This window comes from Bacillus pretiosus, assembly GCF_051294775.1.
GTDB lineage: Bacteria > Bacillota > Bacilli > Bacillales > Bacillaceae_G > Bacillus_A > Bacillus_A wiedmannii.
In genome coordinates this window covers 836,725-850,167 of record NZ_JBPPHF010000002.1, presented here as the reverse complement: position 1 = coordinate 850,167, position 13,443 = coordinate 836,725, and the positions used below count along the sequence as shown (strand labels likewise).

Here is a 13,443-nt window from a genome sequence, read left to right as displayed (position 1 = left end):
CTAAATTTAGAAGACGTTTTTTTATAATTATTTTACAATGTGAATTGGCATTCCAAGAGCAACTTCAGCTGCTTCCATTGTGATCTCACCTAATGTTGGGTGAGCGTGGATTGTTTGAGCGATATCTTCTGCTGTCATTCCAGCTTCGATAGCTAAACCAATCTCAGAGATAATATCAGAAGCGCCTGCACCTGCAACTTGAGCACCTACAAGAAGACCATCTTCTTTACGTGTTACAAGTTGTAGGAAACCGTCAGTGCTGTTTAATGATAATGCACGACCGTTAGCAGCGAATGGGAACTTAGATACAGCTACTGTCATTCCTGCTTCTTCAGCTTGTTTCTTAGTGTAACCAACAGATGCTAATTCAGGATCAGTGAAGCATACTGCAGGAATTCCGATATAATCGATTGCTGATGCATGGCCACTAATTGCTTCAACAGCTACTTTACCTTCGTAAGAAGCTTTGTGAGCTAATGGTGGTCCAGGAACGATATCACCGATTGCATAGATGTTTGATACGTTTGTACGACATTGCTCATCGATTTCGATGATGCCGCGGTCAGTCATTTTAACTCCAACTTGCTCAAGACCAATTTCTTGAGTGTTTGGACGACGACCTACAGTTACTAATACGTAATCTGCTTCTACAGTTTGGATTTCACCTTTAACTTCAAAGCTAACTTTTACGCCAGTTTCTGTTTCTTCAACGCCTTTAGCCATAGCTTTTGTATGGATATTTACGTTACCTTTCTTTTGAAGAGCACGTTTAACAACAGAGCTCATAGCTTTTTCGAAACCAGCTAAGATTTCGTCGCCAGCTTCTACTACAGTAACTTCTGTACCGAAGTTAGCATATGCAGTTCCTAATTCCATACCGATGTAACCGCCGCCGATTACAACAAGTTTTTTAGGAATTTCAGGTAAGCTTAAAGCACCTGTAGAGTTGATAACACGTTTAGAGTATTTGAATCCTGGAATTTCGATTGGTGTAGAACCAGTTGCAAGAACAGCATTTTTAAACGTATACGTTTGTGCTGCATCTTCAGTCATTACGCGTAATGTGTTAGCATCTACGAAGTAAGCTTCACCGCGAATGATTTCAACTTTGTTACCTTTAAGAAGGCCTTCAACACCGCCAGTTAATTTCTTAACTACGCCGTTTTTCCATTCTTGAACTTTTGTAAAGTCAACTTTTACGTTCTCTGCAGTGATACCCATGTCATCAGAATGCATTGCATTCTCATAACGATGACCTGCATTGATTAACGCTTTTGAAGGAATACATCCAACGTTTAAGCATACGCCACCAAGGTTAGCTTTTTCGATAATTGCTACCTTTTGACCTAATTGTGCTGCACGAATTGCCGCAACGTATCCACCAGGACCTGCACCAACAACGACTGTATCTAATTCAATTGGGAAATCTCCTACTACCATTGTTATTACGCCTCCATTACTAATAATTGTGGGTCATTCAATAGACGTTTAATTTGGTTTAATGCTTTTTGAGCAGTTGCGCCGTCAATTAAACGATGGTCAAAGCTTAGAGATAATGCTAATACTGGAGCTGCAACGATTTCACCGTTTTTCACAACTGGCTTCTCAGCGATACGGCCGATACCAAGGATTGCTACTTCTGGGTGATTGATAACTGGAGTGAACCATTGTCCACCTGCAGAACCAATGTTTGTGATTGTGCAAGAAGCACCTTTCATTTCAGCCGGAGCTAAACGACCATCACGTGCTTTACCAGCAAGATCATTGATCTCGTTAGAAATAGTGAAGATAGACTTGCGATCTGTATCTTTAACAACTGGTACTAATAGACCTTTGTCTGTATCAGCTGCGATACCGATGTTGAAGTAATGTTTATGAACTACTTCTTGAGAAGCATCATCTAAAGAAGTGTTTAACATTGGGTATTCACGTAATGCAGATGTTAAAGCTTTAACAACGTATGGAAGGTAAGTTAATTTAATACCTTTGTCAGCTGCAACAGCTTTGAACTTCTTACGGTGAGCAACAAGTTCTGTTACATCTACTTCATCCATTAATGTTACGTGAGGAGCTGTATGCTTAGAGTTAACCATTGCTTTAGCAATCGCTTTACGGATACCACTCATTTTCTCACGAGTTTCTGGATATTCACCAGCTGGGATTGGTTGTGCTTTTGGTGCTTCTTCTTTCGCTGCTGCTGGAGTAGCTTCTACTGCTGCTGGAGCCTCAGTTGCTGCTACTGCTTGTCCACCATTTGCAAATGCATCGATGTCAGCTTTTACGATACGGCCGTTCTTACCAGAACCAGCTACTTTATGAATGTCTACGCCGTTCTCACGAGCATATTTACGAACAGATGGCATAGCGATTACGCGCTCATTTACTACTTCTGCAGTTGCTGCTGGAGTAGCTTCCGCTGCTGGAGCTTCTACTGCTGCTTCTTCAGCTTTTGGAGCTGCATCATGATCGTCACCTTTAAATTTAAGGTTTTCGTATCCAGGAGCATCAAATTTAATTAATGTATCTCCTACAATTGCAACTGTTCCTTCTTCTACAAGTACTTCAAGTACTTTACCTTTAACAGGAGAAGGGATTTCTACTACTGCTTTATCATTTTGTACTTCAAGAAGTACATCGTCTTCGTTTACTTCATCGCCTGGTTTAATAAACCATTTTACGATTTCACCTTCGTGGATACCTTCACCGATATCTGGTAGTTTAAATTCAAATGCCACGGAATTCAGCCCCCTGATTCATTTCATTATTATGGAATATGTACAAAAGAAACCAGCATGTGCTGATTTCTTTTGCACATGAAAAGCTAAAAATTAGAAGTTCATTACTTTGTTAACAGCTTCAACAATATCTTTATGGTTTGGTAACCATACGCTCTCAGCTTGAGAGAATGGGAATACTGTATCAGCAGCTGCAACACGTACAACTGGAGCTTCTAAGTTTAAGATTGCACGGTCGTTAATTTCCGCTACAACGTTAGCTGCAATACCAGCTTGTTTTTGTGCTTCTTGAACTACAACTACGCGGCCTGTTTTTTCAACAGAAGCGATGATTGTTTCGATATCTAATGGTTGAACTGTACGTAAGTCAACTACCTCTAAAGAGATACCTTCTTTTTCAAGTTCTTCAGCAGCTTTTAATGCAGCATGAACCATAGCACCGTAAGCGATAACAGATACATCTGTACCTTCACGTTTGATATCAGCTTTACCTAAATCAATTGTGTAATCGCCTTCTGGTACATCTTGACGGAATGAACGGTACAATTTCATATGCTCTAAGTAGATAACTGGATCGTTGTCACGAATCGCAGAGATTAAAAGACCTTTTGCATCGTATGGAGTAGATGGAATAACAACTTTTAGACCAGGTTGTTGAGCCACTAATCCTTCTAAGCTATCAGCATGTAGTTCAGGAGTATGAACACCGCCACCGAATGGAGAACGAATTGTTACTGGAGCAGTCCAACGTCCACCAGAACGGTAACGCATACGAGCTAATTGACCAGAAACTGAATCCATTACTTCATAAATGAAACCGAAGAATTGGATTTCTGGAACTGGACGGAAGCCTTCTAATGCAAGTCCAACTGCAAGTCCACCAATACCAGACTCTGCAAGTGGAGTATCCATTACACGATCTTCACCGAATTCAGCTTGTAAACCTTCAGTAGCACGGAATACACCGCCGTTTACACCAACGTCTTCACCAAACACAAGTACGTTAGGGTCATTTTTCATTTCAACGCGTAAAGCATCAGTGATTGCTTGAATCATTGTCATTTGAGCCATGGCTTACTTCGACTCCTTTTCTTTGTAAATTTCATATTGTTCAGCTAAGTTGTAAGGCATTTTTTCGTACATGATTTCCATTAAATCAGTAACTTTTTGTTTTGGAGCTTGGTCAGCCTTAGCAATTGCTTGTTTGATATCTTCTTTTGCTTCTTCGATTACTTTCTCTTCAACTTCTTGAGACCATAGGCCTTTGTTTTCTAAGAATGCACGGAAGCGTACGATTGGATCTTTTTGTTCCCATTCGTTCTCGATATCTTTTGTACGGTAACGAGTTGGGTCATCACCAGCCATTGTATGTGGACCGTAACGGAATGTTAAAGTCTCGATTAAAGTAGGGCCTTCTCCGTTTACTGCACGCTCACGAGCGAAAGCAGTTGCTGCGTATACAGCTAATGGATCCATACCGTCTACTTGAATTCCGTAAATACCTGCTGCTACTGCTTTTTGTGCTACAGTTTTAGCTGCAGATTGCTTTTCTACTGGAGTAGAGATTGCATAACGGTTGTTTTGTACAACGAAGATTGCTGGAGCTTTGAATGCACCCGCAAAGTTCATACCTTCGTAGAAGTCACCTTGTGAAGCACCACCGTCACCAGTGTAAGTAATTGCAACAGATTTTTTCCCACGTAGTTTCATACCTAACGCAACACCAGCAGTTTGGATGATTTGCGCACCGATAATGATTTGTGGAGCAAGTGCATTTACATTCTCAGGCATTTGGTTACCCATGAAATGTCCACGAGAGAATAAGAATGCTTGGTATAATGGTAAACCGTGCCATACTAATTGTGGCACATCACGATATCCTGGTAAGATGAAATCTTCTGCTTCAAGTGCGAAATGACTTGCTAATTGAGAAGCCTCTTGTCCAGCTGTTGGTGCGTAGAAACCTAAACGTCCTTGACGGTTTAAAGAAATAGAACGTTGATCTAGTACGCGAGTATACACCATACGGCGCATTAATTCTTTTAATTGATCATCAGATAATTCAGGCATAGCCGCTTCATTCACAACTTCGCCTTTTTCATTTAAAATTTGTAATGTCTCAAATTGAGCTGCGATAGCTTTCATTTGCTCATCAACATTAAATAGGGTCTTTTTTGTTTTAGTACCCATTCCGTTCACCTCTTCCTCTCTTGAACCATATTCTGAAACGCTTTCACTATCTATTAGCTAGACTGAAAACGCAACAATGTAAACCAACAAATTTATCTGTCGGTTGAGAATAATTTTGTGTACCTAACAATCTGTACTAATGTTTTTTCAGAAACATATTAATACAATCTTGATCACGTTTTTTAGTTTACAACTATTCTAATTACGATGTCAATTACTTTGGATACGTTTTTTTATAAATAATCTGCAGGTTTCTTCTACACAAACGTGTTTTTATTTTTCACATCTGTATTAGTAAGCATTAACCTACTGTTATATTATTCCCTTTTCAACTTATTTTTTCTCTTAGAATAATATGTAAACGATTTAATTCTCTTTAGTTTTTCTCTCTTCTTAGCAAAAATATACAAACTCTTCTTCCTTTTATAGGTAATTACCCATACATTTCTATCCTTCCCTCCATACATTATAGTAACCGCAGTGTTAGCGGGAAATGATAAAGGAGGTCATCTCATGTACGGATACTCATATTGCTATCCAACTTGTTCAAATCCATCCTACGGTTATGGCGGTTCTTGTGGCGGGTCTGGACGCGGCTTCGCCTTAATCGTTGTGTTGTTTATTCTTTTAATTATCGTTGGTGCTGCTTGCATTCGCTAATGTAAAATGAAACAACTATGGAAAGAAACAGACGGCTTTGCCGTCTTTTCTTTTTATTACATACATAAATATTCTATAGTAAAACACTTTCCAAAGTGCTTCCCTACTTGTCGATGACTTTTTCCACCTCCTTTGGTAGACTAAAGAAGAAAGGAGAGATTACATATGCTTACAATGAAAGATGTAATTCGCGAAGGAGATTCTATTTTGCGAAACGTTGCAGAAGAGGTATCAATGCCGGCGAGCGAAGAAGATACAACTACCCTTAAAGAAATGATTGAATTTGTAATAAATAGCCAAGATCCTGAAATGGCTGAAAAATATAGTTTGCGCCCTGGAATCGGATTAGCGGCTCCACAAATCGGTATTTCGAAGAAAATGATTGCGGTTCATGTAACTGATACGGACGGTACGTTATATAGTCATGCATTATTCAACCCAAAAATCATTAGTCATTCTGTTGAACGTACATATTTACAAAGTGGAGAAGGCTGTCTATCAGTAGACCGCGAAGTACCTGGTTATGTCCCTCGTTACACAAGAATTACAGTGAAAGCAACATCTATCAACGGCGAAGAAGTAAAATTACGTTTAAAAGGTTTACCAGCAATCGTATTTCAGCATGAGATTGACCATTTAAATGGTGTTATGTTCTATGATCACATTAATAAAGAAAATCCATTTGCTGCTCCTGACGATTCAAAACCTTTAGAGCGATAATAAAAAAAGGCGGAAGTTAATCTTCCGCCTTTTTTTATATGAAATGGGTTCCATATTCACTTATAGCAATCCAGCCCATTTTAATCCATGATATATGCCGTCTTCACTAACATCCTTTGTCACGTGATTTGCAAGTTTTTTCAAGTCTTCATGACCATTACCCATCACAATACCTGTCCCAACTGCTTCGATCATTTCTAAATCATTTAAACCATCTCCAAATGCATACACTTGTTCACGGTTAAATCCTAATTTTTCAATGAATTTCTCAATTCCTTTTGCCTTCGAACCACCATTCGGAATAATATCCATTGAATATGCATGCCAGCGAATAAAATGAAAGTCTGGATAATGATTAATAAACTTTTCTTCTTCATTCACTTCACAGAAAAGAAGTGTTTGATAAATATTACGTTTCTCATAGAAATCAGGTTCATATGCCGGATGCTCAAAATTTAAGCTTCCAAAACCTTCCTTCACATAATCATGATATTCCACCGATGCTCTCATTTCTTGATGATCAAGATATACAAGTGGATATCCTTCTTGTTTTGCAAACTGAGTAAACTTATGTAAGGCAGCTGGATGTAACGGGTTATTAAATATTACCTCATCTTCAAATACAACGTACTGTCCATTAAAGCTAACATAATTATGTATATTGAGTTCCTCACGAATATCTTCAAACATAAATGGCGCACGTCCTGTCGCAATTGCTACATGCACACCTTTCTCTTGTAAATGTCTTACTGCATCTCGTGTAGATTGCGGAATCTTCTTATCATGATCTAATAATGTTCCATCAATATCAAAAAAGACAATTTTATCATTCATTTGTCAAAATCCTTTCTGTTACTCTATATTCCTATTTTGATTATCGCTTTTCAAATTCTAAAAAAAAGTATAACATATTAAACATCTGTGAAGAAAGCGTTCACTTTCTGACCTTATTTATGAAACCTGCATATATATATTAGTAAAAAATGTGGATACTTGTTCGTATGAATTTTCTTTTCTATTCTTTCTCATACTATACCTATAACTAACGGCTACTAATCGTTACTATAGAATAACTTTCCCTGTATGAGAAAGGACAAGATTCAACATTCACTTTTGTCTTCTTTCTTATATCAGAGACGGAGTTTTCACTAGTAATATGCATGTTTTAAATAAGGAAAGGAAGGAGTAATCATGCTGAAGAAGCTGAAGAAAAAGCTCAAGCGTTATTTAAAAGATCTAGTCCGTAAAAAGACAATCGCTTAAATTGTGCCCATTTCGGGCTTTTTCTTCATTCTCATTCGAAAAAACATGAAAATCGTGACTGTTTGCTTTATAATAAGTAACAGATAATGCAAAACATAGACAAGGAGAGGTTTTCCAAATGATTTTTAAAGTATTTTATCAAGTAAAATTGACTGAGGTTCCAGTACGTGAAAATACAAAAGTTTTATATTTAGAGGCTACGTCTGAAAAGGATGTTCGTAAGAAATTAAATAAGTTCGCATATAATATCGAGTTCGTTCAGTCTGTTACTGGTGCTCATCTTGAATATGAAAAAGAAAACGCTGATTTAATATTAGCGGAAATCGTATAGTCATATGAAATTTCTAAAGAATGATCAAGCTGCCGTTTTTGCTTTAGGTGGACTTGGTGAAATCGGTAAAAATACATATGCTGTTCAATTTCAAGATGAAATTATTATTATTGATGCTGGAATTAAATTTCCAGAAGACGAACTCCTCGGAATCGATTATGTAATACCAGATTACACTTATTTTGTGCGAAACGAAGATAAAATTAAAGGATTATTCATTACACATGGTCACGAAGATCATATCGGTGGAATTCCTTACTTATTACGTCAAGTAAACATCCCGATTTATGGCGGAAAATTAGCAATTGCACTAATCAAAAACAAATTAGAAGAGCACGGATTACTTCGTAAAGCAAAACTTTATGAAATTCAAGAAGATGATGTTATTAAATTTAAAAAGACATCTGTTTCCTTCTTCCGTACAACTCACAGTATCCCAGATTCATACGGAGTTGTTGTGAAAACACCTCAAGGACAAGTTGTTCATACTGGCGATTTCAAATTTGATTTCACACCAGTCGGTGAACCAGCGGACTTAACAAAAATGGCTGAAATCGGAAAAGACGGCGTACTTTGTCTCTTATCTGACAGTACAAACAGTGAAGTTCCAAACTTTACAATGTCTGAGCGCCGTGTTGGTGATAGTATTCAAGATATTTTCCGCAAAGTAGAAGGTCGTATTATCTTTGCAACCTTTGCATCAAATATCCATCGTCTACAACAAGTTGTTGAAGCGGCTGTTGAAAACAATCGTAAAGTGGCTGTGTTCGGTCGCAGTATGGAAGCGGCGATTGAAATCGGACAAAACCTTGGTTATATTCGCTGTCCGAAGGATACATTCATAGATACAGCTCAACTAAACCGCCTACCGGCTAATAAAGTTGTTATTTTATGTACAGGTAGTCAAGGTGAGCCAATGGCAGCACTTTCACGTATTGCTAATGGTACTCATCGTCAAATTCAAATCATTCCTGGCGACACAGTTGTTTTCTCTTCTTCACCAATCCCTGGTAATACAATTAGTGTAAGCCGTACAATTAACATGTTGTATCGTGCTGGTGCTGATGTAATCCACGGAAAACTGTCAAACATTCATACGAGTGGACACGGTGGACAAGAAGAACAAAAACTAATGCTTCGTCTAATTAAACCGAAGTATTTCATGCCAATTCATGGTGAATACCGCATGCAACGTATGCATATGAAGTTAGCAAACGATTGTGGTATTCCAGAAGAAAACTGTTTCATCATGGATAATGGAGATGTTCTTGCTCTTCGTTCTGATGAAGCAAGCGTAGCTGGTAAAATACCATCTGGATCTGTCTATATTGACGGAAATGGTATTGGAGATATCGGTAATATCGTGTTACGCGATCGTCGTATTCTTTCTGAAGAAGGACTTGTTATTGTAGTTGTAAGCATTGATATGAAAGAGTTTAAAGTTGCAGCAGGACCTGATATTATCTCACGTGGTTTTGTGTATATGCGCGAAAGTAGTGATTTAATTAATGATGCTCAAACATTAATTACAACTCATTTAGAAAAAGTAATGGAGCGTAAAACAACACAATGGTCTGAAATTAAAAATGAAATTACAGATACATTAGCACCATTCCTATATGAGAAAACGAAACGTCGCCCAATGATTTTACCAATCATTATGGAAATATAAGAAAAAGGACAATACCTTCATGGTATTGTCCTTTTCTCTTATCTTAAAAAGTGTTTAAAACGATCTACTTCATCGTCATGACCAATTACAATTAATATATCTCCCGCTTGAATATTTTCCGTAGCTCGAGGAGATACAATAACTTCTTTACCACGTTTAATCGCTACAATATTCAATCCAAACTTCGCACGAATATCTAATTCGATTAAAGAATGACCATCAATTTTTTTATTTGCAATAATCTCTACAATACTATGCTCATCTGAAAGCTCAAGATAGTCTAATACATTACTTGATGCAATATTATTAGCAATCCTTTTTCCCATATCACGCTCGGGGTGCACAATGTGATCTGCCCCTATTTTACTTAACACTTTTTCATGGTAATCATTTTGAGCTTTTACAGTAATATTTTTTACACCTAACTCTTTTAAAATTAATGTTGTTAAAATACTTGAATTTAAATTGTCTCCAATAGCAACGACTACATGATCAAAATTACGAATACCAAGACTTTTTAATACCATCTCATCTGTTGAATCTGCAATTACAGCATGTGAAGCTATATTTGCAAACTCATTAATTTTATCTTCATCTGAATCAATTGCCATTACTTCCATACCTAATTGAGCGAGTTCTCGGCAAATGCTTCCACCAAAACGTCCAAGGCCAATGACAGCAAATTCTTTCTCTTTTTCACCCACAGGAATTCCTCCAATAACATCGAATACTATGTATTTTTATTGTAACATACTTTAGATTTGCTACAAAAACCTGTATATCATTCTTATTTTTGTTTTTGCATATAAAAATACTGTTGTAAATAAAATGCGATACTGAAAATTAACATACCAAATACAAATATATTTCCAAATGAACTAAATGTTTCAAAAACGAATAATAACGTTTCTTGTCCGAAGAAAGCAAATAATAGTTGTGTAAATGCGAATAGCAATGCCAATATATAATGATGTTGATGGAATAAATAATGTGTTGCACCTAAAAAAGCGATAAACGAAATAATGAAAATCCACCAATTTTCTAAAAACAGTTGCCAATTAGTAAATTGATATCCATTTACTAATATCGCAATAATTCCTATAACAGCCATCGTTGGCACACTCCAAAATAATGCTCGCCCTCTAAAGAAGCGTGTTCCTTTAACATCACCTTTTTCATGTGCAATGTATGTGAGTACTACCGTACTTATGTACAAAACTGAAAGAATTGTTAAAACGATAATAAGCCAAAAATGTAATTGATAATACTCATGCTCTATGTTTGTCACGATAGCCGCTAACATACACGGGATTAACATTCCAGTCCAACCATCTACTTTTCTTTCATTCCAAAACACTGTGTTACCAATCCGTATCCCTAACAACATAAAAATAATGATACCTAGTACAAATAATGTCGTTTTATTCCCTACTAAACTCGTCGAGAAAGCAATTAATCCAATAAATAAAAAGAGCACAAACCCATTCATAATTTCTAATACAGGTGATAAATATCTTTTCACCCATTTATATGTTTCGTCATATTCGTGATTATCTACTAAACGGTAGGCATAAAAACTTATCCCAAAATACACCGCCGCAATAATAACATACGCATATAAGACGAAACACAACATTGCACTGCTAATTTGCACGTAATTCCCCACCCTTTTTTCTATGTTTCACCTTGATTTTACACACTTTCTACACGAAATGTAAACATATATAAGCTAGTTAACTAATCATCTTCTCAATAAGCGATAATGAATAATGAGCAGCGGCTCAAAACCGCTGCTCATTACTTTATCCATTTGTATGCCCATGTGTATCCAAAACAAATATGAAAGATGTTTTCGTCTTGGAACTAACAAGTACCCACTGTAAGTTTTTTCAAAGTTGGCGAGCGAGTTTACTTTCTAGTTCCTTTCCACTTTACATATTGATCTAAAAATGCGATAGCTTTCTCAATAACCTCTTCATCTGGTTTTAATTTTGCATGATGTAAACCATATTCTGAATTTACCCCAAGCCAAAACATAAATCCAGGAATCTCTTGAAGCATATAACCAAAATCTTCCCCTGTCATTGCCTCAGTACATGTAATTACATTCATATCAGTTTGTTCACTTACAAACTGCATAAACTCTCTCGTTAATACTTCATGGTTATATACTTGATGATACATTGCTCCATAGTCAATAACAGCTTCACATTGGAAGGAAGCTTCTATACCTGCAACAATTGCCTCAATCCTACTTTTAACACGCCTCATTGATTCCACTGATAAAGTTCGAATCGTTCCTTCTAACCGAGACTTTTCTGCTATGATATTTTGAACTGTACCACCTGTTATTTTTCCGATTGTAATCACTGCACTATCAAGAGGATTCACATTACGACTAATAACGGATTGAAGTTGTGTAACAAGGTGACTTGCCGCTACAATCATATCATTTGCAGTATGCGGGTAGGCTGCATGTCCACCTTTCCCTTTCAAATCAACATATAACTCTGATGTATTTGCAAATAATAGCCCCTCTTTTGTGGCAATTGTTCCTACAGCGTATTCAGGTGCAATATGAAGACCAAGAATTATATTCGGCTTCCATTCTTTTAACTCTTCACTCTCTAACATAGGAAGAGCCCCTCCTGGCCCTTCTTCAGCTGGTTGGAATAGAAACACAAGGTCATCATCTATTCTTTCTGTTACAGCTGCTGTTAGAAGGCCTAAACCGATTGTTGTATGCAAATCGTGTCCACATGCATGCATCATTCCTTCATGAATAGAAGCAAACTCATATCCAGTTTCTTCGGTAATTGGTAAACCGTCTATATCTGCGCGATAACCGATAATTTTTTCTGGATTTTTTCCATTTACTTTAACAATGACACCCGTTTTCCATACTTTCACTTCCACATATTCATTCGAAAGCGTTCCTATGTAATCTAAAATATACTGTTGTGTTTTCCACTCTTTAAATCCAATTTCCGGTATTTTGTGTAAGTCTCTACGAATTTGAACGAATTTGCTTACTGCCATTTTTGCACCTCTATCTATAAAAAGCGCAAGAGCCTGTTATGCTCTTACGCTTTTTTTGTGTTTATTTCTCTGGGTTTAATTGACGAAGCTCTTGTTTAATTTCAGTTTTTGCTTTTGTCTTCTCATCAATCTCTTTAATTACACGTGCTGGAGTACCGGCAACAACTGTATATGGAGGTACATCTTCTGTTACAACAGCTCCTGCTGCTACAACTGCACCCTTACCTACTGTAACTCCCTCTAACACAACTACGTTTGCACCAATTACAACATCATCTTCAACGATAACTGGTTTTGCTGAAGGCGGCTCAATAACACCTGCAAGTACTGCACCTGCACCTACGTGACAGTTCTTACCAACAGTTGCACGTCCACCAAGTACCGCGTTCATGTCAATCATAGTACCTTCACCAATTACAGCACCGATATTAATTGTTGCATTCATCATAATAACAGCGTTGTCGCCGATTTCAACGTGATCACGAATAATCGCGCCTGGCTCAATACGAGCTTTAATACCTTTTAAATCAAGCATTGGAATTGCAGAATTACGACGGTCATTTTCAACAACGTAATCAACGATGTGCTTGCTATTTTCATCAAGAATTGTCTTAATTTCAGACCATTCTCCAAATAATACACCAGACTTTTTATTTACAAATGCTTGTACCGTTTCAGGGAATGTTACTTCTTTTAAATCCCCTTTTATGTATACCTTTACAGGAGTTTTCTTTTCACTTTTTTGAATAAACGAAATAATTTCGTTAGCGTCCATCATTTTCATTCTTGTTGCCTCCTAAATCCATTTATAATGTTACTCTACCAAACGATAG

The 13,443-nt window shown here is 37.1% G+C and carries 13 protein-coding genes; 4 read left to right on the top strand and 9 right to left on the bottom strand.

Annotated features, from left to right (window positions below):
* Positions 1-27 precede the first annotated feature (27 nt).
* The 4 genes from lpdA to pdhA form a co-directional block, all read right to left on the bottom strand.
* Positions 28-1,440, bottom strand: a complete 1,413-nt coding sequence (gene lpdA, locus ACSG5Z_RS12765; protein WP_000260106.1) for a dihydrolipoyl dehydrogenase — start codon at positions 1,438-1,440, stop codon at positions 28-30.
* A 5-nt stretch (positions 1,441-1,445) separates the two neighbouring features.
* Entirely contained in the window at positions 1,446-2,735 is a 1,290-nt protein-coding gene (gene pdhC / locus ACSG5Z_RS12760) for a pyruvate dehydrogenase complex dihydrolipoyllysine-residue acetyltransferase (RefSeq protein ID WP_000863412.1), read from the bottom strand.
* Between the two features lie 93 nt (positions 2,736-2,828).
* Positions 2,829-3,806 (bottom strand): pyruvate dehydrogenase complex E1 component subunit beta, encoded by a 978-nt coding sequence (gene pdhB, locus ACSG5Z_RS12755; protein WP_000068162.1) that lies wholly within the window; start codon positions 3,804-3,806, stop codon positions 2,829-2,831.
* A 3-nt stretch (positions 3,807-3,809) separates the two neighbouring features.
* Positions 3,810-4,925: a pyruvate dehydrogenase E1 component subunit alpha gene (pdhA, locus tag ACSG5Z_RS12750; RefSeq protein WP_000536893.1), complete on the bottom strand. Its 1,116-nt coding sequence runs from the start codon at positions 4,923-4,925 to the stop codon at positions 3,810-3,812.
* Positions 4,926-5,438: 513 nt separating this feature from the next.
* On the opposite strand from pdhA, the gene ACSG5Z_RS12745 reads away from it, so the two are divergent.
* Positions 5,439-5,585, top strand: coding sequence for a YjcZ family sporulation protein (locus ACSG5Z_RS12745; protein WP_000274561.1), 147 nt, complete (start codon positions 5,439-5,441; stop codon positions 5,583-5,585).
* Positions 5,586-5,750: 165 nt separating this feature from the next.
* Positions 5,751-6,305, top strand: coding sequence for a peptide deformylase (gene def / locus ACSG5Z_RS12740; RefSeq protein ID WP_076539891.1), 555 nt, complete (start codon positions 5,751-5,753; stop codon positions 6,303-6,305).
* A 60-nt stretch (positions 6,306-6,365) separates the two neighbouring features.
* On the opposite strand, the gene ACSG5Z_RS12735 is transcribed toward def, so the two are convergent.
* Complete coding sequence (locus ACSG5Z_RS12735) at positions 6,366-7,139, bottom strand: Cof-type HAD-IIB family hydrolase (protein ID WP_000998280.1); 774 nt, start codon at positions 7,137-7,139, stop codon at positions 6,366-6,368.
* Between the two features lie 547 nt (positions 7,140-7,686).
* Between ACSG5Z_RS12735 and ACSG5Z_RS12730 the strand changes: the two genes are divergently transcribed.
* Together ACSG5Z_RS12730 and rnjA are read left to right on the top strand one after the other, a co-directional pair.
* On the top strand, positions 7,687-7,899 hold the full coding sequence (locus tag ACSG5Z_RS12730) for a DNA-dependent RNA polymerase subunit epsilon (protein ID WP_048546139.1): 213 nt from the start codon (positions 7,687-7,689) through the stop codon (positions 7,897-7,899).
* A 4-nt stretch (positions 7,900-7,903) separates the two neighbouring features.
* Positions 7,904-9,571, top strand: a complete 1,668-nt coding sequence (rnjA, locus tag ACSG5Z_RS12725; protein WP_000670370.1) for a ribonuclease J1 — start codon at positions 7,904-7,906, stop codon at positions 9,569-9,571.
* Between the two features lie 38 nt (positions 9,572-9,609).
* Here rnjA and ACSG5Z_RS12720 read toward each other — a convergent pair whose 3' ends face one another.
* The 4 genes from ACSG5Z_RS12720 to dapD all read right to left on the bottom strand — a co-directional run bounded on the left by ACSG5Z_RS12720 (position 9,610) and on the right by dapD (position 13,394).
* The gene (locus ACSG5Z_RS12720) at positions 9,610-10,275 is read right to left on the bottom strand and encodes a potassium channel family protein (protein ID WP_000504032.1); all 666 of its coding nucleotides are present in this window, start codon (positions 10,273-10,275) and stop codon (positions 9,610-9,612) included.
* An 83-nt stretch (positions 10,276-10,358) separates the two neighbouring features.
* Positions 10,359-11,225 carry a hypothetical protein gene (locus ACSG5Z_RS12715; RefSeq protein ID WP_046956446.1) on the bottom strand — a complete coding sequence of 289 codons (867 nt, stop codon included), beginning with the start codon at positions 11,223-11,225 and terminating at the stop codon, positions 10,359-10,361.
* A gap of 254 nt (positions 11,226-11,479) precedes the next feature.
* Entirely contained in the window at positions 11,480-12,610 is a 1,131-nt protein-coding gene (locus tag ACSG5Z_RS12710) for an N-acetyldiaminopimelate deacetylase (protein ID WP_000301171.1), read from the bottom strand.
* Between the two features lie 61 nt (positions 12,611-12,671).
* The gene (dapD, locus tag ACSG5Z_RS12705; protein ID WP_000783245.1) at positions 12,672-13,394 is read right to left on the bottom strand and encodes a 2,3,4,5-tetrahydropyridine-2,6-dicarboxylate N-acetyltransferase; all 723 of its coding nucleotides are present in this window, start codon (positions 13,392-13,394) and stop codon (positions 12,672-12,674) included.
* Between the last annotated feature and the right edge of the window lie 49 nt (positions 13,395-13,443).